This is a genomic window from Paenibacillus vietnamensis, from assembly GCF_020169515.1.
In the GTDB taxonomy this organism is placed as follows: Bacteria; Bacillota; Bacilli; order Paenibacillales; family Paenibacillaceae; genus Pristimantibacillus; species Pristimantibacillus vietnamensis.
In genome coordinates, this window is record NZ_JAHMHW010000003.1 from 1 (window position 1) to 25440 (window position 25440).

13 protein-coding genes are annotated in these 25440 nt (G+C 49.7%); 2 read left to right on the plus strand and 11 right to left on the minus strand.

Annotation, left to right across the window (positions count from 1 at the left end):
* From KP806_RS08325 to KP806_RS08375, 11 genes are all read right to left on the minus strand, one after another.
* Positions 1–214, minus strand: a 214-nt coding sequence (locus KP806_RS08325; protein WP_224723126.1) for a polysaccharide deacetylase family protein, incomplete at its 3' end; no start/stop codon positions are given.
* Between the two features lie 157 nt (positions 215–371).
* Positions 372–3281, minus strand: a complete 2910-nt coding sequence (locus tag KP806_RS08330; protein ID WP_397376377.1) for a WD40/YVTN/BNR-like repeat-containing protein — start codon at positions 3279–3281, stop codon at positions 372–374.
* 437 nt (positions 3282–3718) lie between these two features.
* Positions 3719–4690 carry a polysaccharide deacetylase family protein gene (locus KP806_RS08335; protein WP_224723128.1) on the minus strand — a complete coding sequence of 324 codons (972 nt, stop codon included), beginning with the start codon at positions 4688–4690 and terminating at the stop codon, positions 3719–3721.
* Positions 4691–5118: 428 nt separating this feature from the next.
* Positions 5119–7863: an RICIN domain-containing protein gene (locus KP806_RS08340; protein ID WP_318153516.1), complete on the minus strand. Its 2745-nt coding sequence runs from the start codon at positions 7861–7863 to the stop codon at positions 5119–5121.
* 567 nt (positions 7864–8430) lie between these two features.
* A complete protein-coding gene (locus tag KP806_RS08345; protein WP_224723129.1) occupies positions 8431–10131 on the minus strand; it encodes an ABC transporter substrate-binding protein in 1701 nt (566 codons plus the stop codon).
* 68 nt (positions 10132–10199) lie between these two features.
* Positions 10200–11093: a carbohydrate ABC transporter permease gene (locus KP806_RS08350; RefSeq protein ID WP_224723130.1), complete on the minus strand. Its 894-nt coding sequence runs from the start codon at positions 11091–11093 to the stop codon at positions 10200–10202.
* Between the two features lie 12 nt (positions 11094–11105).
* A complete protein-coding gene (locus KP806_RS08355) occupies positions 11106–12065 on the minus strand; it encodes an ABC transporter permease (RefSeq protein WP_224723131.1) in 960 nt (319 codons plus the stop codon).
* A gap of 367 nt (positions 12066–12432) precedes the next feature.
* Positions 12433–13437, minus strand: a complete 1005-nt coding sequence (locus KP806_RS08360; RefSeq protein WP_224723132.1) for an S-layer homology domain-containing protein — start codon at positions 13435–13437, stop codon at positions 12433–12435.
* Positions 13377–17540, minus strand: a complete 4164-nt coding sequence (locus tag KP806_RS08365; protein WP_224723133.1) for a glycoside hydrolase family 9 protein — start codon at positions 17538–17540, stop codon at positions 13377–13379. Before KP806_RS08365 ends, KP806_RS08360 begins: the two co-directional genes overlap by 61 nt.
* Positions 17541–17785: 245 nt before the next feature.
* Positions 17786–20806, minus strand: a complete 3021-nt coding sequence (locus KP806_RS08370; RefSeq protein ID WP_224723134.1) for a glycoside hydrolase family 9 protein — start codon at positions 20804–20806, stop codon at positions 17786–17788.
* Positions 20807–21071: 265 nt separating this feature from the next.
* Entirely contained in the window at positions 21072–21944 is an 873-nt protein-coding gene (locus KP806_RS08375) for an AraC family transcriptional regulator (protein ID WP_224723136.1), read from the minus strand.
* A 309-nt stretch (positions 21945–22253) separates the two neighbouring features.
* Here KP806_RS08375 and KP806_RS08380 point away from each other — a divergent pair, with 309 nt between their 5' ends.
* The gene (locus KP806_RS08380; protein ID WP_224723137.1) at positions 22254–24029 is read left to right on the plus strand and encodes a sensor histidine kinase; all 1776 of its coding nucleotides are present in this window, start codon (positions 22254–22256) and stop codon (positions 24027–24029) included.
* Positions 24022–25434 (plus strand): response regulator transcription factor, encoded by a 1413-nt coding sequence (locus KP806_RS08385; RefSeq protein ID WP_224723138.1) that lies wholly within the window; start codon positions 24022–24024, stop codon positions 25432–25434. The genes KP806_RS08380 and KP806_RS08385 overlap by 8 nt, the downstream gene beginning before the upstream one ends.
* Positions 25435–25440: the final 6 nt, after the last annotated feature.

A 25440-nucleotide genomic window follows, 5' to 3' on the forward strand; every position in this document is an offset into this window, starting at 1 on the left:
CGTGGCCGCGAAATAAGTCCGCCGCTTCTTCGGCACTGATGTATCCTTCCTGGCCGAATTTGCCGGAATTCAGATGGAACGTTCCTTTGAGGCCATATCGGTTAAAAGCCTGCACCAGCCTCCTGTCTTGCTCGCGGCCATCGTCAAAACTAAGAACGACCGCCTTGCTAAGCCCTCCCGGAAACCGGTCGAATCGAATGCTCACGTTTCCCAATATAACTCCTCCTCGAGTGAGTACTGCATTACAACGATAATAACATACGACTAATAGTAGACCTTGATTTTCAAGACATGAAATAGCATGATATAGACATTGCACCTGAAATACCTCCTAACCATTCCGGTCGGAGGTATCCCGTTTCTGAAGAAGCTTACTTCTCTCCTTGATTATGAGGAACCGTAACGGTTGCAGATGCTTCCGTTACATTTCCCGCTTGATCTATCGCTCTATAAGTAACGCTGTAGACAAGAGGTTTTTTACCCTTCGCTTTTTTGGCCAGCAGCTTGAATTCCGCATCGAAAGTGCCGAATTCGGCTTCCTGTACCATGGTTTCGTAGCGGTCGACGGCTATGCTCGGCGTAATGGACAGCAATTCCACCTGTGACAGCTCAACATCCGTTTCAACGGTTGCCGTTACTTTAACCAGCTTGTTGTTGGCAGGCCACAAGGTTTCCTTATCCAGAACAACCTTCAGGGTAGGAGCAGTCGTATCAATGATCAAGCCTCTATACGCCCATTCCGACCAGGCGCCCCGATTATCCTTTACACGAACCCTAATCGACCAATTTCCGTCCGCCAGTCCATTCAACGTGTATGAACCGGATTCGCCCGCCAGTTCGCCGCTGTCCGCATCAACCGTCTCGAAGCCGTTGCTGGAGGCTTGAACCTGATAAGCGGCCTGAACGTCCGCATCGTCGGCGTCAAGGAACGTCCAGTCAAGCTGCGGACTGTTCAGATTGATCGCCTGTCCATCCTGATACGAGGTGATTGAGACGGTCGGATCCGAATTAGGCGTTGGCTCTGTCGCACCCTGTTTAATATCGCCGCGCACGATACCCATACCATTCGTTCCGATATAGACCCGGCCGTACACTTGTCCATCGCCCGTAATCGTCCCTCTTGCATTCGCGAATTGGTGCTGGTCGTCATTCATGCGGATCCAGCTCGCTCCTTCGTCCTCCGAACGGTAGAACCCGAACTTGCCGCCGTTTACTCTCAGACCGGCATAGATCGTTTTATACGTTTTGCCTGGCGCTTCTTTGCCGAAACCGACGGATACCGCCGCATCAACGCCCGCCAGCTTCTGGAAGCTCGCTCCCGAATCCGTCGAACGGAATAGTCCATTCTCGCTGGCAAGCCAGATATCGCCTTCAGCCGTAGGAGCAGCCTTGAACTTGCCGCTCAGATTTTGCGGCAATCCGGAAGCAGCCGTAGCGGTGAAGTTGGCGCCGCCGTCCGTGCTGACATAGAACGTCCCTTCATGGAACCCGTAGAATTTGTCCGGATTGATACGGTCCGAAGAGACGACGGAGCCTTGCGGAATGCCTGTTGATGGTATCCACGTCTGGCCAAGGTCGGTAGAGTAGCTTACCGGCCGGTCGCCGTTGCCATCCGGAGCCCATACGATCGTATCTCCGTTCGCGCTGACCGCGACCCATTCTCCGCTCGTATTGTCGCCGTCCGCCGACTCCCAGGCATTGGCTGCCGGCGTCCAGGTGACGCCGTTGTCTGTCGATACGCCCATCCGCGCGTCATGGTTCGATGCATGGCCGACGCGCACGATCAAGTTGGGATTCGTCTCTGCGTAGTCCAGATCGGTGCTTGATACGATATAAGGATTTGTGATCATTTGCGGCGCCTTATTCAGGTCTTCATGACGGAATCCACCGATATCGCCCATCGAGCTGATGAGCGGCGCCCCGGATGGAGGACTGATCAAGCCCAGAATCGCGGTCTCTTCAATTCCGTCCGCCATGACGGAGATCCCGATTTTCTCGCCCTTGTCGAAATCGGTAACGTTCTCGGAGCCGTACAGCGTCGCTCCGGTGCCGTACATGATCCGGTCGGAGTTGAACGGATCAATCTCCAGGTCGCCGATCATCCAGCCAAGAGTTGGCGAGGTTACCGGATCGGTCTCCGGATCACGCTGAACGCCCCAGTCAAGCCATGGCGCGATCGAATAATCGATGGTATACCGGTTGTCGCGCTTCGGATATTCGGTGAACTGCCACAGGTTCTTCCATGTTTGCCCGCCGTCTGTACTGCGATAAATGAATTGGTCCGGCCACCATTTGTTCATTGAGGCAACCATCAGCGTATCGGGATTTTGAGGGTCAACGGCGAGACCGCCGTACGGAAGTTCCGTATTGCCGGCTTCACTCGGGGTAATGTCCGTCCACTCGCCCGTCATCGTATTCAGCTTCCATACTGCGCCGGTGCCGGCGTCGTACGGTCCAATAGCCGAGTTGTACGTTACGTACAGCATACCGTTCGAACCCAGCGTTCCGTGGTGGGGCAGGTAGCCCTGATTCGGCTGGCCCGCTACCGGCTGCCAGGTCACGCCGCCGTCGACCGACTTATAAATGCTCGTCTGCGTATCCGCCAAGCCGACATAAATCGTCTGCGTTGCGTTGCCCGCAGAGCCCGTTGAAGGATCGAAAGTGATCCATACGGGGCCGACATTGCCGCCGTAGCTATCATTCACGTTGCCGACCGAAGTGAAGCTCTCCACCTTATTCCATGTCGCTCCATAGTCCTCGCTCTTCCACAATCCGTTCCCGTTGCGGGCTCCCAGATAGAGGATCCGGTTATCGTTCGGGTCGATAGCCAGACGTTCGCCCATGGAACGGCCGGGCATGTTGCCGCCGAATTTGAACGGCATTTCCGTCATCTCCCACGTTTGCCCGCGATCCTGGGAACGCAGGATGTAGCCGTTCGTATGCACCCAATCGTTCGAGTAGGTGCCGGCCGCAATATAGACGCGGTCCGGATCGACAGGGTCGGTAGCTATACTCTCTACGCCCGACAGGTTCCAGTCTTCCAGACTCAGCCATTCCAGCAGCTGAATCCATGTCTTGTTCTCTGGGTCCCAGCGATACGCGCCCCCCATGTCTGTGCGGGCATAGATGAGATCCTTCTCCTTCTCGTTGAAAATAATGCCCGGAATGAATCCGCCGCCGACGATCTTCACCCTGCCCCAATCATAGGCTTGCGTTGTCACCGGCACGGTGTCCGATTGTGGCTCATTCGTCAATTCAAGTGACTCTGCGCCAAAGGAGATCGTATAATTGCCATCTGCATCAGGTTGAATGGCTTGACCATTTTGCACAAGCTGGTAACCATCCCCGTCCTGCACCTTCACCTTTAGATTGACATTATCAGGGTAGTAGGCTGGAACATCCCAAGTATAACTGGTTCCTGTTGGAGTCGCATTTGGTGTAAGTTTTTCGATTGTTTTCTGCGCTCTCCAGTAGCTGCTCACCGTTCCGTATGGAGCGATCCAGATGCTGGATCGATTGGCATCCAAATAGTCAAACAATAAATTCATCTCATTCAGTGGCAAGGAAGTATTAGCACCAACATCATGTATCGTAAATACTGTCCAGGCACCTTGGCTTATTGCATTATCTACCATGTTCTTGTAGTCCGAATCGAATTTCCCTTCTCCCCATGAAAAATGGGAAGAGATATTCATCCAATTGGGTTTGTGGGATGGTTTCATAAAGTAAGTTCCGTCACCCCATCCCCCTCTTGCCGAAATGTGCGATCCCTCAGGTATTTGACGAGATATGGATCATTATTCGTGTAAGGATAAGCATAAGCTTTAACCGGTGTGTCCAGTTCTTGTTCTAACACGGTTTGAGCGCCGACTGTTTCATCGTAGCCTAAAGTATCGTCATACGTTTTTTCATGTGCTTGGGTTGGATTGGCACTTGGCAGATAGTGATGTTTGGAATGATTTCCAATTTCATGGCCATCCAAAGGGAGCTTTTTCCAATCATCTTTTCGGCTGCCCGTTACTGCAGTTTCCGTTACAAAAAACGTAGCATCCAAATCTTTTGCATCTAAAGCCGGGACCGCATAATCAAGCTGCGAATCACTTCCATCATCAAAGGTAAGAGATATTGCTGATTGTGCTCCATTCCAAGGCAAGACTGTTATTTGCGGTCCAGTGTACGGTTCGATGTATGTGAACTTAACGTTATTAATGTAGAATGCAGTATTTTCAGTACTTGTATTACAGGTAAATGTAATGGAGTTCCATTGTGTAAAATCAACCCCGGTCATATCAGAAAGAGGAATGGTAACGTGCTCCCAGGATCCATCGTACGGGGTTTGTATGTTTGCGGAATAATTATTAGTCCCATCGCTAACATTTATGACAAGAGCTTCGTCGCCAGCTTCTCCTTTTACCCAAAATTCCAAAGTATTGTAACTGGATACATCATGTTTGGCCCAATCCGTGTAAAAGGCCCCGTTCCAGCCACTTCCTGAAAGGACGAATTTCTGGGAGGCAACACCGGTGCTTCCAGGTACAACAGTGGAATCACTGCTTGCAGTTAGATTATTACTAGTACTGAAATTCACAACATACGGGGCTAATGACTCTGCTGATGCAGTCTGAGACACAATCGGTAATTGAGGGTAAAGAATTAAGAGAGCCAAGAATAATAAAAAAATTCTTTTCATTTGATGTTATTCCTTTCGTTTGTGCATCATTTGTTTGGTGAATCCACGCGACTTTTTTCTTGATTTCATCAAGCTAGTCTCCTTCTTCAATCGTTCGTTTTCTACTTGCGTTCATGCCGCTTGCGCTTGTTGAAACCAAATAAATGAAAACGTTTTCATTTTTAGATAATCACTCCTCTTTATCTCCGGTTGTTTTCTTACATAAATAATTTATCAATACGTTGAATAGTGAACCTTAATTTTTTGGACATGGTGTAGCATGATTTAGCCTTTCCGCTCACCTACAACCTGTAGTCGAGCACGGCGCCGCTCCAAGAATGCAGTCCGCATTCGGCTAGCAACCTTCCAGTGGATTTCCGTTGAAACAAATAGAAGGACCCTGTCAGCCATATATCAGGCCGACAAGGTCCTTCGCTAGCCGGTCACCGTTACTTCCGGATCAACTGCCATTTTTGTGCAGAACCGCCGGTATCGGTCCAAATCTGCACGTTGGTCCCGTTCGCCGTACCCGCTCCATTGACATCCAACGCCTTTCCGCTGTTCGAATCGATCAGCTTGAACGTGCCGTCGGCGTTTGCGATGATTCTCCACTTCTGATTCGCCCCGCCAAAGTATGTCCACTGCTGCACGTTAGTTCCGTTGGCGGTGCCGCTTCCGCTCACGTCCAGCGCTTTGCCGCTGTGTACAGCGATCAATCGGTACGTGTTGTCTCCGTTATCCGTGATCGTCCACTGTTGATTAGTTGTGCTGTTGTCCGTCCAGATATGCGCATTCGCGCCGTCTGCAGTGCTATTAGCAGCTACATCCAGCGCTTTGCCGCTGTTCGGATTGATCAGCGTATACGTTGCGCCCGAAATGATTGGATTACTCACCGACGTGTCGCCATATACGATGCCTCGTCCGTTTGTCCCGACATAGACGCGTCCGTATAGGTTCGGATCGCCTGTAATGGAAATCCCGGCTCGGCCGTATTGATGGTTGTTGTCGTTGATTCGCACCCACGTTGCGCCGCTGTCGATCGAGCGGAAGAAGCCTCTGACACCATCGATCTGAGCCGAAACATAGATCGCCGGATAACTCTGTCCAGGCGCCGCTTTTCCGAAGCCGACGCCATCGGCTTCCTGCACATTGGACAGCTTCGTGAACGATGCGCCCGAGTTCGTGGAGTGCCATAAGCCGTAGACGCCGCTATTGTCGCTGCCGCCTGCAAGCCAGATATCCCCTTCAACCCCCGGCAGTGCTTTGAAGTTAAGCCCGCCTTCGGCTGGAAGGCCGGTTGCGGCCGTCTGCGTGAACGTAGCGCCTCCGTCCGTGCTTACATAGAACTTCCCTGCCGATACCGCATAAAATTTGTTCGGGTTCACGCGATCCGCCGCTACCTTGGCGCCGTTGGGAACGACAGTGCTCTTGGTCCAGGAGCTTCCGTTCGTCTTGGAATAGTATACGCCGACATCCGATGTGCTCCATACAAGAGAGCTGTTATTGGCCGCAACCGCGATCATGCCGCCGCCAGTCGTTCCGGTCGGCTCCGAGCTCGGGTTGAACCAGTTCACGCCGCCGTCGGTCGACAACGCAATCGACTTGGCGTTGCTGTTTACGGAATGATTGGCTGAGCCTACTCGTGCAATAAAGCTGTTGTTCAATTGGGCAAAATCCAGGCTTGACGTGCTGTCCGGATTTTTCAGTATTTTCGCCGGCGCGGCCGTCAGGTCGCTGTGGCGGTAGCCCGATACGTCGCCGAGAGCGCTAATAAGAGGAGCGCCGGACCCTGGGCTGATCAGGTCGATAACGGCCGTTTCTTCGATATTTTTGGCCATGACGGAAATGTTGAATGTTCCGCCGGTATCCCAGTTCGTAAGATTGTTCGTGCCGTAAAGCGTAGCGCCTGTGCCGTACATCATACGGTTGGAGTTGAACGGATCAATCTCCAGATCGCCGATCATCCATCCGAGCTTCGGCGACGTTTCAGGCAGCGCAGCCGTAACCCCCCAATCCAGCCACGGCGCAGCCGAGATATCCATCGTATACTTGTTAACGCGGTTCGGATAACCGCCGTTGTAATCCCAGGCTCTCGACCAGGTTGCGCCGCTGTCCTTGCTGCGGTAGATGATCGCATCCGGATACCATGAATTAAGCGTCGCTACCATAACCGTACCCGGATTTTGGGCATCGACGGCCAGACCGCCGTAACCGAACGAGTTATCCGGGCTGCTGGACGGAACCGGGCTAATGTTCGTCCAGACGCCTGTCGCCGTATTGAACTTCCAAAGATCGCCCTTGGTGCCATCATACGGTCCAATGCCGTTGCTATAGGATATATACATGTTGCCGTCGGATGCCAGAACGCCATGATGCGGCAGGTAGCCGGTAGGCTGCCCAGGCACGGCCGACCACGTTGCGCCGCCGTCCGTACTGCGATAGACGCTGTTTCCGGTATCGGCAACCCCGACATAGATGGTCTGGGTTGCGTTTCCGGCTGTCCCGGTTCTCGAATCGAACGTGATCCAAGCCAGCCCCATGATATCGCCTTGGTAGTCGTGGCCCGGCACTTGAACATATGTTCCCGTATTCGTAAAGGAAGTCACTTTATTCCACGTTACGCCATAGTCCGTGCTTTTCCACAATCCGTTGCCGCTGCGGGCGCCGAAGAAGAGGATGCTGTTTTTGTTCGGGTCGATCGCCAAGCGTTCGCCCATCGAACGGCCCGGCATGTTGCCGCCGACCTTAAATGGCAGCTGCGTTTCCTGCCAAGTATTCCCTTTGTCGGTAGACCGCATGATGTAACCGTTGCTGGTTTCCCAGCCGTTGGTGTATGTACCGGCCGCAATATAAAGCCGGTTCGGTTCAACCGGATCCGTAGCAAGAGCGTCTACGCCCGTTTTGCCCCAATCGTCCCAACCGACATGGTCAAGCAGCGGAATCCAGCTTGAATCGGTCTGGTTCCAGCGGTAAACGCCGCCGATATCCGTCCGAGCGTAGATCAGGTTTTGTTCCTTTGCATTAAAAATAATTCCGGATATGAAGCCGCCGCCCGCACCCGTATTGACACTTTTCCATGTGTATGCCTCGCTGCTTGCCGCTTCAGCCGAGGGGTTTGTCCCGGCAAAAGCAGAGCCGATACAAATAAAGGCAAGAAGCATCATCCACATTCTCTTAAACATTCTTTGGTTCATTTGAATCCTCCCCGGTTTTAGTTAGGTTTAAATACAGCCGTTGCTGCGCTTCCGATCGAATCCGCTACGAATGCCTTGCCGGGAATTGTCGTCAACCAAGGGCCGTAATTACCGTCAAATCGGCGGTCGGCATCAGAAGTGAAGCGGACTTACATAAGGAAATGATTTGTTTGGTTAATCTACGCGACTTTCTCCTTCCTTTCATCAAGCTAGTCTCCTTCTTTAATCGTTTTCTTCTTGCGCTCATGACATTTGCCCTTGTTCATGATCCATGAAAACGTTTTCAACTATTAGCAACCACTCCTCCCTATCTAAGGTGTTTTCTTACATAACTACTTTATCAACAGGTTGAATAGTGAACCTTGATTTTTCGGACATGGTATAGCATGATTTGGTCTGGTTAAATTTGGAATTATTTCAGTGAAGACGAAAAAAGTACCAAGGCTTCATAAGGAAGCGGACCGGTATGAACGAATGCCCGTACCAGATCTTTGGAAGTTTATATTTATAACGAGAGAAGAGAGCCCACAACATGAGCTCTCTCCCTTCCTTGCACTTATACAAATCTTATTTCGACCAAAGCTCAACGCGGTCCTTAATCAATTTCGTTAACTCGGCATTCATTTTTGCTACGCCTGCATCCTCTAGATCTTTCAAGAAGGCGTCGTATACTTTATCAAAATCTTCCGGCTTCGCCAGAATCGCTTCCGGTATCCGTTTCTTCATAATATCCTGCGCTTTCTGGAAAATAACGTTCTCCTGGGAGCTCGCCTCGAACTGAAGCGTCCATGCCGCGCCGTATTTGCGTTCAGGGAACGCATCATCAGAAGGCCACAGATCCTTGTACGTCGTTGCGCCGTAAGCTGCCAGCGTCTTTTTGTCTTCTTCCGAGTAAGTTGTTTGAATCTGCTCAGGGAATGTCGTCGTGTAGTAGTTTCCGGACGGATCCTTCACGCCGTCCCCGTAACGGGCGGATAGGTTATAGTTGCCGATACCCGTTGTTTTCGTAAATGTGTTGTTATCGTTTGTTTTCTGCTCCAGCAGATCAGCAGGAATGACACGTTTGCCGTCTACCACATTGTAATGCTTGCCTTCAATCCCCCAGTTTAGAAGCACTTGGCCTTCATCGGAAGCAAGGTAGTCCAGGAATTTGATCAGACGAACCGGATCTTGAGCATCTTTTGTAATCCCAATTCCGAGAGCTGGAAGGTAACCAGTACCATGGAAGGAATGATCCTGATACGTTTCGTTCAATGTTACAGGGAAACGAGCGTATGTCGAAGAGAACTTGCCTTTGGCTTTCAAAGCGTTCTCCGCTTGGCCGTAATCCCATTGCTGGTCGATAAGACCCAGAACGCGGCCGGAAGCGATTTTTGCTTTGTACTGATCGTATTTTTGAATGAAGCTTTCCGGGTCTAGCAAGCCGATATCGTTCATGTGATTCAGCCAACGGAAGTATTCTCTTTCTTCAGGACGCTGGTAGTGCATGATTGCTTCATAAGTATCTTCGTTAATGAAGAACTCGCCATTGTCCGGAGCGCCGGTTGCAATGAACGCCGGGTTTGTTACGGAAATCAGAATTTGCCATTCCCCGCCGTTAAGAGACAAACCGATATTCGGTTGGCCGTCAGCAGTTGTCGGGTTTTTCTCAATATAAGCTTTGATTGCAGCTTCGTAATCCTTAACGGTTTTGATTTCCGGGTAGCCGGCTGCTTCAAGCACTTGGTGCTGCAATTGGAATCCGCTGCCTGAATCAAAGTACGTATGACCTACCCCGGTCAGCGAAAGCGTATAAATCGCGTCATCATCCTTGCTATAACTAAGACGGTTATAATATTCGCCGTAAACTTTTTTAATGTTGGGAGCATGCTCTTCGATCAATGGACGAAGGTCAAGCAAAGCGCCTGCATCAACCATTTTGTTTGTGCTGCCACCTGGCACAACCAGATCCGGATACTCATCACTTGCTATCATAAGTGCGAACATGTCATCGCTGGAACCGCCGACAGGGAATTCCGGTTTAATCGTAATGCCTGTTTTTTCTTTAATAAATTTGCCGATATCGGATTGCATGTCATCCCAGTTCGGGTTGTTACCGGTTGCCAAGCGAATCGTAATGGGCTCAGCTGGCTGCTCGTTTGTTGCATTTGTTGTTTCTGGCGTCGTTGTGTTTTTACCGCCTTCCGTATTCGAACTGCTGCATGCTGTGACGAATACGAATACGAGTGCCAACATCAGACTAAGTGCCATTTGCATCTTTCTTTTCATTGCGTAAAAGCCTCCCTTTTTGATGTGCGTGATTAGCATGTATATAACAGGAAACCTGCTATTACCAATTAGCTTTTTACTGCGCCAAGTGTCATTCCTTTGACAAAATATTTTTGAAGGAATGGATATACGAGCAAGATTGGTACGGTAACGACGATCGTAATCGCCATCTTAATGGATTCAGGCGATACCGCCGCCATCGCTTGCTGTGCGTTCGGGTCGCGGTAATCGCTGCCCGTCTGCGTAGATAACAGCACCTTCATCAGCTCGTACTGCAGCGTCGTATTTTCCGGATTCCTGTTATTGAACAAGTACGTATCAAACCAGGCATTCCAGTGTCCGACAGCAATGAACAATGCGATTGTCGCCAATACGGGTTGACAAAGCGGAAGAATAATTCTCCAAAATATAGTCCAATCATTTGCGCCGTCAATTTTCGCTGATTCTTGAAGCGCAAACGGAAGTCCGTCGATATACGAGCGGACAACGAACACGTTCCAAACGCTGAGCAGTGCAGGAATGATGTAAACGTAAAAGGTTCCGATCAAGCCTAAGTATTTCATCAACAGGAAGCCCGGAATGAGTCCGCCTGAGAAATACATCGTGAGAGCGAACACAACCGACATCCATCTTCTGGCCTGAAAATCAGGACGGCTTAACGTGTAAGCCATCATGGACGCTGCCACAACCCCGATTGCCGTACCGACTACCGTCCGAATGACGGAATTTTTAAAGCCGGTTACCAAGCCCTCATAGCCGAAAATCGTTTCATAATTTCTTAAGGTAAATTCTCGCGGGTAAATCGTCAGACCGCCTCGTATGGTATCCACCGAATCGTTAAATGAAATCGCGAGTACATTTAAAAATGGATATAAGGTTACAATAGTCACCATCGTCATGAATACATAGATGAAAATATCAAATATTTTATCGCCAATTTTTTTATGAACAGCTCCTTGCATATGCCGCGCCTCCTATATGACTGATTCTTTAGTGACTCTCTTATATATTCCGTTGGCGATAAACACTAATAGGATGCTGACTACGGAATTAAATATACCGATTGTCGTACCGTACGAATATCGGCTCATTTGAATACCGTACTTGAGCGCATACAGATCTAATACTTCAGAATAATCAGTTACCAGAGGGTTGCCGAGCAAGAACTGCTTTTCGAATCCAATACCGATTAAGTGTCCAATCGACAAGATGAAGAGCACCATGAAGGTTGTACGAATACCAGGCAGCGTGATATGCCACATCTTGCGGAATCGGCCTGCGCCGTCAACCGTTGACGCTTCGTAAAGCTCGGGATCGATGCCTGCCATCGCTGCCAGGAAAATAATCGAGTTCCAGCCCATTTCCTTCCACAAATCTGAAACGGTTACAATTCCCCAGAACAGATTGCCTTTAGCCATAAACTGAATAGGCTGGTCGATAATGTTAAGCCACATGAGCAATTGGTTCACCGCTCCGCCGTCTGTCGAAAGCATCTTATACACGAGTCCGGCTACGACAACCCATGAAACAAAGTGAGGCAAATACGAAATCGTTTGAACCGACCGTTTGAAAAGCTGACCTTTCATCTCATTTATCAATAATGCAAATATAACAGGAACCGTGAAGCCTACAATTAGTCCCATCGTACTCATGACCAGCGTATTTCGCAAAACAATATAAAATCTTTCATCTTGGAATAATTCTATGAAATTATCAAAGCCGACCCATTTCTGATCGAAAATGGAATCTTTCGGCTTGTAATTTTGAAAAGCGGTAAGCCAGCCCCATACAGGTACATAACTGAAAATAAAAATCCATATGACGAATGGAAGTGACATCATGTACAAATAACGCTGCTGGAATGCTTTGAACCAGAACCGGTTCCTATTGAGCGTTATCCTTGCTTTCTGCGGACCTTCTGTTAGCGGTTTCATCAATGCTCCTCCTAGCTTCGCATGCTTCCTCTTTAGATGTGATCGTCTACACTCTCTTATCTGTACACTTATCATAAACGATAGAGACCATTCTATTGTATCCGCTAAAATCGACCTAAAATCATATCAAAACATGCGTTTTCAAAAGCTTTCACGTACGGGCGCAATTTACGCATACGGCTCTTCATAACATCATTCATAGGATGGCTAGCCGTGGATAGCAAGGGAGAACGGGACGTTTCCTCCCTACGCAATAAGGGGCTATCCCAAAAGTAGAGTTAGCCTACTTTTGGGACAGCCCCTTCGTCTAACAAGAAATACCTCCGAACCATTCCGGTCGGAGGTATAACGTTTAGGGAAATGCAGCCTAGTTCATTAATCTGTGTATCATAACTGCAGCTTGCGCGCGTGTCAGCAGCTGCTTTGGATGAAGCGAGCCGTCATTCCCGCGGATCACGCCCGTTGCCGCCAATGCTGCGACGCTATCCGCAGCATAGGATGAAATGTCCTGACTATCGCGGAATTGCGCATTTGCCGCATCGCCCGGCGGCAATTCAATACCTGCTGCAGCCATTGCCCGTTGCGCCATTACGATCGCATCCTGGCGCGATATCGAATCATTCGGGCGGAACCGATTGTTCAGGTCGCCTTTCACGATCCCAAGCGCTTTCGCCATCGCAAGCGCTTCGCTGTAATACGACTCCGTATTCGTATCTACGAATGCCTCCGCTGTTGCCTGTTGGCCCTCTGCAGCGTTATCCAGCTCCAGGGCGCGCATCAGCATCAGCAAATAATCCGAGCGCTTAATATCAAGTTGAGGCTTGAAATGGTTATCGTCCATTCCATTAATAATTTCCCTTGCGGCCATTGCTTCAATATCGGATTGCGCCCATGCCACCCCTTCAATGTCCGCGAAGGTCTTGTTTACGAACGCCAATGCGAATACGCTAAAATGTGTAGTCGAAAATGTCACTTGACCGGTTGCCGGATCATATTTCCCATTCTTGATTGCATGGGCTTCGCCTTTCTCATCGATGTACCACACGACGATCTTATCCGGATGCTTAAGCTCCTCGGCGGGAGGCGTATACGGTGTTGTTATCGTAACCGGGGCTTCCTGATTTTTCCATGAAAGATTCTCCCCGTTGGACTGCACATTCAGCTCAAGGGCAAGCCGATCGCCGATTTTCTTTTGCATTTTGGCATTCAAGGCGCTTACGTCCGCTTTGCCAATGCTTACCGAAACCGTTTCGGTGTTAACGTCGGTTTTAGAGAGCATGCCGCTTGGAATCGTCATTTTGCCTACCGATGTTACAACTTCGTAGGTGATTTTCGATTTTGAATCCTGCAGCGCGCCGGTTGGGAGCTCCAACGCATAGCTTTTTGCATCACTTCAGAAATCTCGATCACGACGGTTTTTGCGCCATTTGTGCCCGATGCTGCGGCTTGCTCCTTCGCTTTATTCAAGCTGTCGGCATCGACCGTCGAGACAGCCGCATCCTTGCTTTCGTCCATGCGGGCTTTGACGAGGATAGCATTATCGGTAACGACTGGCTTGTCATTCTGTTGGTCGCCGGAACCAGCGCCCGGGCCTGGACCTGGACCTGGATCTGTGACAGTGCCTGTGCCTGTAACGCTTGTGCCGTTCTTGGTAATCGAGTACGTGACCACCTTGCCGCTCCAGAAGTGGAACGTCAAGTTCACAACTCCGTCATTCGTTTCCGAGAAGAATTTCGATGCAAGCCTGATACTTCCATTGGCGTAGTTAGGGCTGTATGCATCATAAATTTCTTTATACGAAGTCCAATTATGCGGACCGGCATTGCCGCCTTCGGCGTATTTAGCCTCCATCGTAGCGATTCGATCGCCGTTGAAGGCTGCAGGAATATCAAAGCCTTGTGGGGTTATTGTACCGGAAACGCTGGACAATGTCGGTGTATTATAATATATGACGTACGAGTTCCAAGCGGGACCCGAACTGAAATGAGCCGACAATACCGCTTTTTGGCCGAACTCGCCTGTAGCAAAACCAGATAGATAGCTTGCTTTAAGGGTTAACACGTTTCCGTCAACGGTATAGTCCGTGCCGGGAACCAGTGTTTGATCGCCATTCTTAAGCAAGACAAAGCTGTTCCCGTTCAGGTTCAAAGTGATCGATTGGTCGCCGACTTCCTCGTCGCTCTTGATGAATATCTGATCGAAAGACGTCGTTGAAGTACGGCCTGCCAGGCTGTGCATGATGATGTTGTATAGCTCCTGGTCTCTCCACTCATTGGTTGTACGGTTAAAGTACGAGCCGTTATCCCACCACATCGTCGCAATGCCCTTCGCCTGCGTAGCGTGGAGGAAGTATTCGAAATACTTGAGCATCTCTCCGCGCTCGACGGTTTCTCTGTTCTTATCGTGACCGAGTATTCCATATTCGCCTATGACAACGGGAATACCCTTTGATACGAAAGTATTATAGACATTGTTGACCATTGTATCGATATCGTTTTTCGTTTCGGCATTAAACGTTGTGAAGCCCGCGATGTTTACGGCAAACGGCCAGAAGCCGTAATAATGAACGGTAGTGATTATATTCGGGTCGTTCAAATTTTCTATCGTGGCTGCAAGAGAATCCACATAAACCTGGCCGTGATTCGTATACAACGTCGGAAGTACAAGCGGACGAAGCCCATTATTGCCGCCGGACTCTCTTACAATGTGGAAGAAGGCCTTATTGACTTCATTAAGCCACTCCAACTCCGTCTCTTCATCAACGTCATAATATTCCGGCTCATTGGCGCTCTCGAACATTAATTTGGTGTCATGATTCTTGAAGCGGTCGGCGATTTGCGTCCATGCGGCTTCGAATTGTTCCATCACCGCATCATGCTGCGCAGCCATCGTCGGCCTCATCCACTGCCATACGTCGTGAATATTGAGCATAACATAAAGACCCTCATCGAGCGCCATGTCGACCACTTCTTCAACGCGATCCAGGAACGCCGGATCAATCGTATAGTCAGGGCCGGCACTCATCCGCTGATTCCACGCAACAGGAATACGAATGCTCTTGAAGCCTTGCGCTTTAATTTCCTGGAGGAATTCCCTGGTTACGCGCGGATTGCCCCAGGCAGACTCGAAATCAGTTCCGATTGCCTCTAACGTGTTCCCCAGATTCCATCCGGGCTGCATCGCATTGACATAGGACTGCATTGGCGTTTCATCAGATTCAGACAACAACGCTACCAAGTACGTCAGAGGCGAGTTGTAATTCAAGGCTTGCTCATTGGTTTCCCAGTCGATAGAGGAACCGTTGTAAGCCTTGCCGCTGAAGGTATAACGACCGTTGTTGTTCGGACCGCCAGGCATGTAACCGTTCGGCATATCCAAGAGATTGTCGCCATTGTAAACTTCATGGATGGTTCTTGTCACACGGCGCTCCCCGTGACCGGTAATATAGCTCATCTGCAGCGGGTTTATCCCAAGCAGATAGTTCAGATTGCCGCTTGCTACCTTTCGGTCATCTTCATTATACAATCCCAGAAGGCGGCTGCCGATCGCGAGACCAACTGGAATGCCAGCATTATTGGAGTTCGCTCCCCAATAAAATCCATCCAGGGTGGAATTCCCCCACACCGATTTATTCCTATTGGCATTGATGATAATGTCACGCCATTGTCCAAATTTATCAGTGAACCATGTCTTGACTGCTGCGTTCGGTTGCTCCCCTGTCATGTAATGGTAGAATCCCATCCTATGCAAGGAGCCGATATTGTGCGAGAACGTTTCGCTCTCGAAAATAGGAGCGAATTTCAAGTAATTGGCGACGACGTAATCGTTATACACTTGCTCTCCGGTTGCCCGGTACAGCGTCGCTGCCGCATAGAAGCGGTCGTTCTCATCGCTGCTAGAGTTGTACGGGCCATCCGGCTGCGGGATGAACTCCGGATGCTCCTCCAGATACTCCCATCCGCGGATAGCGGCGGCCTTCATTGTCTCGGCATAATCCATCAACTCAGGGAAATCCTTCATGACGATATACGCATGAGCCAGAGCCCCAACTGCAGCGCCGGTGTGGAACGTCGGTATGAGTCTATTATCTGCAGTTCCATCCATGATATAGCGATCAGGTAAATGCTCCCGATTGACGAAAGCATAGAAGCCTCCTGTGGCCTCGTCCTGCATTTTAAGAATAAAATCCGTTTCAACCTTGATCTCGTCCAGCAGATCCGGGATGCCGTTTCCACTTTCCGGAATATTCATCGAATGATCCAGGAATTGGCTCGGAAAGCTCTCGTATGCCCAGAGGAGATCAGAGATGGCTGTCGCTCCTACTGTGACATATTTACCCATGTCGCCAGCATCCCACCATCCGCCAGAAACATCCTTCGTGACCGACGGATTGGATGAGAACGGAAGGTTCTGATCTTCCTTTCGATCGCCGGTCCTGGCGAAAATCCCTGCGTGTTCCGCTAATAGATCTTCATTGGCGCGCTGGAAGTAGAAGAACTTCTGCACATCTTTCAATAGAGTGCTATAAATGCTGCCATCGCCGATCCGGAAGGCAACGGAAGGTTCATCGACCCCATCCACAGTCAGCACATATTCGCCCGGTTCGTTCAGGCCGGAGAAGTCCGCCTTCAGCACCTTCTCCCCGGAGGAGGCATCATACGCTGAGACCAAGGATAGTTCGCCAGAGTGAGCGACGCTCATATCCGATGCCTTTTTCACCTGAAAAGGTGTGCCAGGTATAGCGGCCAGCTCATCGTAATAACCGCTCACCAGAGCGTATTTCTCGCCATCAACAATATAACCGACCTGATTCACTTTGATCGGAGCATAGCTTGCCGCCTTATCCGGCGATTTGATGGCAATATTGCTGATCCAGAACGATTTCGGATTTTCATCTCCGGTGAAGTTCAGCATCTGCACACTGGAACTACTGAAAATGCTGTTGGAATCAAAGATATCCTTTAGCGGAACAGAATAATGTTTCCATTCTGTTGTAAGTTCCTCTCCTACCGGAATCGATGCAGTCACAGAGGTTTGATGCGGATGCTCATCGTTATCCATAAAAAACTCTCCGTCGACCAGCCGCTCCGTAACGACATCAACAAATCCCACGGAGAAGGTTTCGCCGCCAACCGCTCCGACCGCATCGAACTCTAATGTGCCATTTTCGTACGGGCTTATATCCAACGTCTGCCAACCGTTTAAGATATAATTGACTCCCCAAGAGCTATCGACAGTGATTTTCCTCGCTGCCTTGCTCTGGTAGGTTACATCGGTTACCGTACTGCCGTAATTCCATGCGAAATCATTGATCGCGAGTTCCTTCAGCTTGTTCCAGTCCGCGCCTCCGGGAGGGAGAAACGGATCGTTGTCATCAGCTGCAACGGGAAACGCGTAGGTCAACAGAAGCGAAATGGACACCAATAAAGAAATAATTGATTTGGTGAATCCACGCGACTTTTTCCTTGTTTTCATCAAGCTAGTCTCCTTTTTTAACTGTTTTAATTTGTGAAAGCGTATCCATTTAGTCTTCAAAATGATTATATGACACAGCTTGATTATAAACCTTGATTTTCAGGTCAAAAAAACAGTAAGAAAACGACATATAAGGGCCCCTGCGTATTTTTGGTAAAAAACCACGACGGCACAATTATCTAGCAGGATGCCAGCGTTATCTATAAATATGATGGTTGCCGTTACAACCGCTAAGATCCAATAGATTACTGCAAAATAATAGAGTCTACATTCCAGCCCGAATCTCCGGCATCATGCTGGAGCTTCAATGTCGCGCCTGCAGGGATATTAACCGGTACGGTCACGCTAGTGTAGGCACCATTCCACCGGCCATTCCCGGTGAAGTTGATGGTCTTTGTCTTAACCACATTCACGTACATACTATACGTACCCGAGTTAATGGAAGCATATTTCACAGTAAGGCTGGTTGCAGCAGGAACATTGTTGAACTGAATGGCATTGCCATTCACATGAAGATACTCAACCGCTTGACCGCCTGACGCTGAGGAGTCATTGTAGACAGAAGCGAATCCCAGCCTAGTCGCCGTTTCCGCTTCAATTGGCGCAGGAGAAACCCGAATATGGTCAAGGTTAATGATTCCCGTATCGCCATTGTCATATTGATAAGCGATCGTATTGACGCCTGCATTTAATGTCACCGTTTCCGTTTGATTGCTCCATGTATCCCAGTTCGCAAGCAAAGGCAAGCTTGTCTGCTTGATTTTCGTTCCATTCACAATAAGACTCACTGAAGCCGGGTTGAAAGCGGCATTGCCGTAACGTGCGGTTACTTTGTAGTTCCCTGCAGCCGGAACGTTAACGGTAAAAGTCGCTTTCCCTCCAAAGTTCCAGAATCCATCCAGAAAGCCGCTGCCCGTGTATCCTGGATGATTGGTATTCACCTTAACCCCGCCAGACAGCTCCGCTTGTTCGGCTTCAAGCTGAATGGCTGTTCCATTCGAGTGGGACAACATCGCAACCAAGAAGGTTAGGGGCGAGTTGTAATTCAAGGCTTGCTCATTCGTTTCCCAGTCGATAGAAGAACTGTTGTAAGCCTTGCCGCTGAAGGTATAGCGTCCGTTGTTGTTCGGACCGCCAGGCATGTAACCGCTAGGCATCTCCAAGTTAAAGTCTCCGTTATAAATTTCATGAATCGTTTTTGCCACACGACGTTCTCCGTGCCCGGTAATATAGCTCAACTGAAGCGGATTAATTCCAAGCAGATAGTTCAGATTGTCAGCGGCTATCTTAAGATCATCCTCATTAAACAGACCGAGAAGGCGGCTGCCGATCGCGAGGCCAACCGGAACGCCGGCATTATTGGAGTTCGCTCCCCAATAAAAATCATCCTGGGTTGCATTCCCCCACACCGTTTTATTCCTATTGGCGTTGATGAGAATGTCACGCCATTGTACGAATTTATCGGTAAACCATGTCTTGACTGCGGCGTTCGGCTGATTCCCCATCATATAATGGTAGAATCCCATTCTATGCAAGGAGCCGATATTGTGCGAGAACGCTTCATCCTCGAAAATAGAACTGTACTCCAAATAATGAGCGACAACGTAATCGTTATACACTTGCCCTCCAGTTGCCCGGTACAGCGTCGCCGCCGCATAGAAGCGATCGTTCGCATCGCTGCTGGAGTTATAGGGACCATCCGGCTGCGGGATGAATTCCGGATGCTGCTCCAGATACTCCCATCCGCGTAGAGCCGCAGCCTTTAACGTATCGGCGTATGCCTCCAGCCCCGGAACATCCTTCATGACGATATACGCATGAGCCAGAGCGCCAACTGCAGCGCCGGTGTGGAACGTCGGTATGAGTCTATTATTTGCCGTTCCATCCTCGATATAGCGATCAGGTGAATGCTCTCGATTGACGAAAGCATAGAAGCCTCCTGTGGCCTCGTCCTGCATTTTAAGTATAAAATCCGTTTCAACCATGACCTCGTCAAGCAGATCCGGGATGCCGTTTCCGCTTTCCGGGATATTGAGCGAATGGTCCTGGAATTGGCCTGGAAAGCTCTCGTATGCCCAGAGGAGATCGGAGATGGCTGTCGCTCCCACTGTCACATATTTACCCAAGTCGCCGGCATCCCACCATCCGCCGGAAACATCCTTCGTGACCGACGGATTGGATGAGAACGGAAGGTTCTGATCTTCCTTTCGATCGCCGGTCCTGGCGAAAATCCCTGCGTGTTCCGCTAATAGATCTTCATTTGCGCGCTGGAAGTAGAAGAACTTCTGCACATCTTTCAAGAGAGTACTGTAAATGCTGCCATCGCCGATCTGGAAGGAAACAGAAGGCTCCGAGACCCCATCAACAGTCAGCATATATTCGCCTGATGCGGTTAAGCCGGAGAAGTCCGCCTTCAGCACCTTCTCCCCGGAGGGCGCATCATACGCTGAGACCAAGGATAGTTCGCCGGAGTAGGCAATGCTCCTATCCGATGCTTTTCTCACCTGAAAAGGAGTTCCGGGCATTGCGGTCAGCTCGTTGTAATAGCCGCTCACCAGCGCGTATTTCTCGCCGCCCAGAATATAACCGACCTGATTGACCTTGATCGGGGCGTAACTTGCCGCATTGTCCGGCGACTTGATGACGATGTTGCTGAGCCATAATGTCGCCGGGAAGTTATCCCCTTTAAATCTCAGCAATTGCACGCTGGATTCGTCGAAAATGCTATTGACATTCATGATGCTCTTCAACGGAATGGAATAATGCTTCCACCCAGTCGTAAGGCTCTCCGGAATGGAAATGTAAGTTTCCTCAGAGGTTTGATGCGGATGCTCATCATTATCCTTATAAAACTCTCCGCCTACCATCCTTTCCGTAACAACGTCCAAGAAGCCCACGGAGAAGGTTTCGCCACTGACCGCTCCGACCGCATCAAACTCCAATGTGCCATTTTCGTAATACGGACTCATATCCAAGGTTTGCCAACCGTTGAGAATATAGCTGGCCCCCCAGGATTCAGTGTTGGCAAACTTCTTCGCCGCCTTGCCCAAATAAGTTTCATCGGTTGTCTCGTTGCCGTGGCCATATCCATAATCATTGATCACGAGATCCTTTAGCTTGTTCCAATCCGCGCCACCGGGAGGCAGATAAGGATCCTCGTCGGCAGCTGTGGCGGGAAGCGCGCACAGCATCAGCACCAGTGAAACGGACATACATAAGGAAATGATTTGTTTGATGATGCGAAGCGGCTTTTTCTCTGTTCTCATCTTTATAGTCTCCTTTTTTAATCTTGGTTTCGTGAAAGCGCATACATTTATACTTGCAAGATTGATTATATTATACTACTTGATAGTAAACCTTAATTTTCATGTCAGGAAATAGTATGAATCGGACACGCAAGATCAAAAAATGAGAATAGCGGTGCAAGGATAGTCTCCCTAGCACCGCTATTATTAGTTTTTGACAGGTTTTCGATCAAGGCAGGCTGTCCTTTAAGTTTGTGATGCGGGAGTATTCACATCATATTTACTATTACAGTACCACCCTTCGTCCGTTTCTTTCGTGTTGATAAGATATCCGGCTCAATCTGTAAGCCTTGGGTGATTGCCCATAAGCACGAGTAAACTGACGGGTGAAATAATTACTGTCGTTAAACCCGCATTCGCCGGATATCTCCGAAATGGAGAGGTCAGTCTGAGTTAATAACGAACATGCGCGCTCCAATCGGATCGTCTGCAGATAAGAAATCGGCGTCATTTGATAATAGGTTTGGAAGATCCTGTTCAAGTGCCGGGCCGAAATGTCCGTTTGGGCTGCGATCTTCTCGATAGTAAGCGGCTCGTTATAATGATCTTCGATATAGGAGATCACATTCGTCAGATACATCTGATTTCTCGTCATCCCCTTCTCCGTAATGTCATACTGTCTGGACAAATTGACCACAAGCGACAAAAATTGAGAAATCAGCATTGCCTGGTACCCCTTAAGCTTCCTCTTATGTTCATCGATCATGGCTGAGATCAGCGATAAGACATATTTAAAGCTGGAAATGGATAAACTTAGCTTGCTGCTATAAGCATGCAAAATGCGATATTCACTTGAAGTCCGCAAATCCTGAGCGGCTGACGGCAGTATATCGTGACGGTACATAATATTGCAAATCTTAAAATTATTCGGATTCTTGTATGCATGGCCGGTCCCTTCATTCAAGACAATTACATCGCCCTTCTTAATGAAGAAGCTTTCGCTATTGACGATATGCGTGGCATTCCCTTCTAACACAATCACCATTTCAGTGAAGCCGTTATGCTTGTGTAGGTCTGTGTCCTCGTCGTGCCCGCCGTATTGGATAAAGAATGGGAAAGCCTCGTCCTTCGTAAACCATTCCAAATTAACGATCTTCATAATGTCACCCTCCCCTACCCAGACTCCCGTTAGGGAGTTCTTATAATTAGCCGATTATTATTCTTCTTTAGAATAGCGGAATAAACAATCTAGCTAGGAGTGAGGGTTGTTTCGACATTTAGAGCTTTGGATGGAGGTTATCAAACAAAATTCTTACCTTGAGCAACCGTTTTCTACCCTTTCAGCATCAAAGAAACCGAGTAAAGCTATCGTAGGAATATCCTTTTCATTGAATACGCACTCCATCTAATGTTATAATTTAATACGCTTACAATGAAGCATTCTCCTATGATTCCCGAAAGTGAGTAGATGCATAAGATGCCCGGATATCCCGTCAAACACGGTCGCATAGCCGTACGATCACTGCGGCGTACCCTTGTCATCTACCTGATGCTCGGCTGCCTTCTTCCGCTCGTTCTTGTCGGTATCCTTACCTACTCTTCCATATATTCTATTCTCTCGAACAAGATCAAAGGCGGAATCAGCGCTACCCTGATGCAGGAGGCCGCCAACCTCGAAAACGCTGTCATCAACCTGGATTTAGCATCCAAGCAGTTTGCGCTGGACGATCAGATCTCGAACGAGGTATCGGACTATCTGTCATTGAAGGATAACCAGCTTTATAACAAAGCCCAAATTATGGCCTCCATTAAGGAGAAGATGAATCTGGCCACCTTCACCAACCCTTATCTGGGCTTGACCGCCTATCTGGAGCTTGGGGAGCCCGGGAATGCCGAGTCGGTTCTCTTCACCAATCTGAACATCGGCAAGACCTTCAGCAGCAGTACACTGCCTGAATTCATCCGTTACAACGGGGCGGATTATTTCGGCCCCCATCCGACCCAATACGGCAGCAGGAGCAGCTTGGTCCTATCTGCTATGCGCGCCGTCAGCGATCCAGGCAACCGTCCCTTGTTCATCTATATGGAGACCCATTACAGTCTTATAGATAATATTTTGAACAAGCAATCTTACGGCATGAAGGTATCGCATGTCCTTGTCAACGGGAACAATCAGACAGTCTATGTTGAGGACCCGGAGCTGCCTCAGAATATAAGAGATGCCATCAGTCAAAATAAAATCGGTGACTACCAGTTCCTCTCGTCCCGCCATTTGTTCCGCTACGCCAGCAGCCAAGGCTGGCAGCTTATTGGAGTTGTCCATAATTCCACCTTCAACAGCGAAATTGTGGACTGGCTTAGGAACATGATCCTTGTGGCTCTGTCCACCCTGGTCTTCGCTGTGCTGTTGGCCTGGCTTATCTGGAGACACATAAACCGGCCACTGCGTAAGGTCAATGTGGAGATCGTCCGCATGGTCGAGAACCGCTCCAGTCAGGTCTCGTACACGAATGTCCAGGAGTTCAACTTCGTCCTCGAGAACTTCCAGGAGATGAAGGATCAGATCAACCGAATGATTCACACGGTGGAAACCAACGAGAAGGAGAAGGGCCGGTTCGAGGTGGAAAAGCTGCTTAGTCAGATCAATCCCCACTTTCTTCACAATACCTTGAATACGGTCCAATGGCTGGCCCGGATGAATGGCCAGCAGGACATCGACAAGCTGGTCACTCTCTTGATCAAGGTCCTTCACTACAACCTCGGCAAAAAAAGCCTGATCGTTACTGTAGCCGACGAAATCGACGCGTTGCGCAACTATATGGATCTGCAGCGCATACGGTATGATTGTGAATTCCATTACTCGCTGGACTCGGATGACGAAGCCCTTCATGTGGCGGTTCCCCGGTTCCTCCTGCAGCCGTTGGTGGAGAACGCTATCTATCATGGGACCGGTGACCAGGGCGGAAAGGTCGCTGTCACGATCCGGATCAAAGACGATAGTTGGGTGACGCTCCGGGTGGAGGACAACGGAACGGGGATGGATCAGGAGACGGCGGATCGGCTCCTTACGGATGATGAAGCGGGCAGGAAGCGGGGATTGGGCATCGGACTGTCCTATGTGCATCGGATGTTGAAGCGTTATTATGGCGATCAGATGAAGCTTGGCATAGTGAGCGAGCAGAATGTCGGAACGGTCATTACCATTCAGATACCCATAAGAAGGATGGAGGAATTCGATGATTAAAGCCGTTATAGTGGATGACGAGAAGCTGGTTCGCAAAGGGTTAATCTCCATGATCAACTGGTCGGCCTTAGGCATTGCCATCGTTGGGGAAGCAGCAGACGGTCCCTCCGCATTGAAGCTACTCCGGTCCACGCCGGTCGACCTGCTGTTCACGGATATCACAATGCCCGGAATGTCCGGCCTGGAGTTGATCCGGCAGACCCGGCTGCAATTCCCCCATGTTCGCTCAGTCGTACTGACCTGTCATCATGAATTCGATTATATTCAAGAAGCTCTGCGGCTCGGTGTGATCGATTACATCGTGAAGACGCTATTGGAAATGGAAAATGCGGACGACACCATCGCCCGAATCATCGAACGGTACCGTTGGGAGGAAGCCATTCGGGCGAGCACTTCAAACGGTTCCGCCGGAAGGATCATGCCGGCCTCCTCCGCCCTGGTCTTCCGTCCCTTGCTGCCGGAATCAGAGAAGAGTGAGTTGTTCGCTCTGTCTCCCGTACGGAACAATCCGTTCTTCGAGTGGGAGGAGGGTGGCATAGTGCCGCTGGTCCATCCCATGCCATCGGACGGATTGGTTAGGGAGCTGACCCGTACGATAAGAGCACGGTGGGAGATTACGCTGATTACGGGTCTCCAAGATGTTCCCCTGGAAGAGGTCAAGGAGACGGTGCGGCTGCATCTGAAGAACGCCCTGTTCTATCACAGCCAGTCCGGAACATTGGCCCAATTGGCCTACGGGAAGCTGATCGACTCTTCCCCCTCCCGTTCCGGGAATGACTCGGCTTCGGAGGAGGAGTGGCTGAACCGGCATCAGGACCTGCGCTGGGCCTTCTGCACAGAGGATTGGAGCCGCCTGATCGGCGAGGTGGAGGAACGCCGTCCTGGAGCAGACCTGCTGTTGGCGTTCGGCGAAGCCCTGTGCAGAGATTGGAAAGGCAGCTTATTCGACCAGACGGAAGCGGAGCATCTGCTCGAAGCCTCCCGCTCGTGTCGGAATTGGTCGGATTGGATGGTCTGGCTTAGACGGATCTCGGATCTTGCGAAGCGACGGATGCTGGATATGTCCCTATCCAAAGAGGTCATCCTATGCTTGATCCGGGCCATGATCTATATGAGACTCCATGCATACGATAAGATAAACCAGGCCGATGTAGCCGAACATGTGAACATGAGCCGCAGCTACTTCAGCCAATGCTTCTCCCGTTTCACCGGACAGCCTTTCAAGGACGTGCTGCGCATGATGCGGATGAAACGGGCCAAGGATTATCTGTTGGAGAGCGATACCCCGGTCTATGAGATCGCCATGTCCGTCGGCTTCGAGGATGACAAGTACTTCAGCAAGCTGTTCAGGGATCTGTTCGGCAAGTACCCCACTGAGTTTCGGATGGACGGGAAACCATTCTGAATAAGT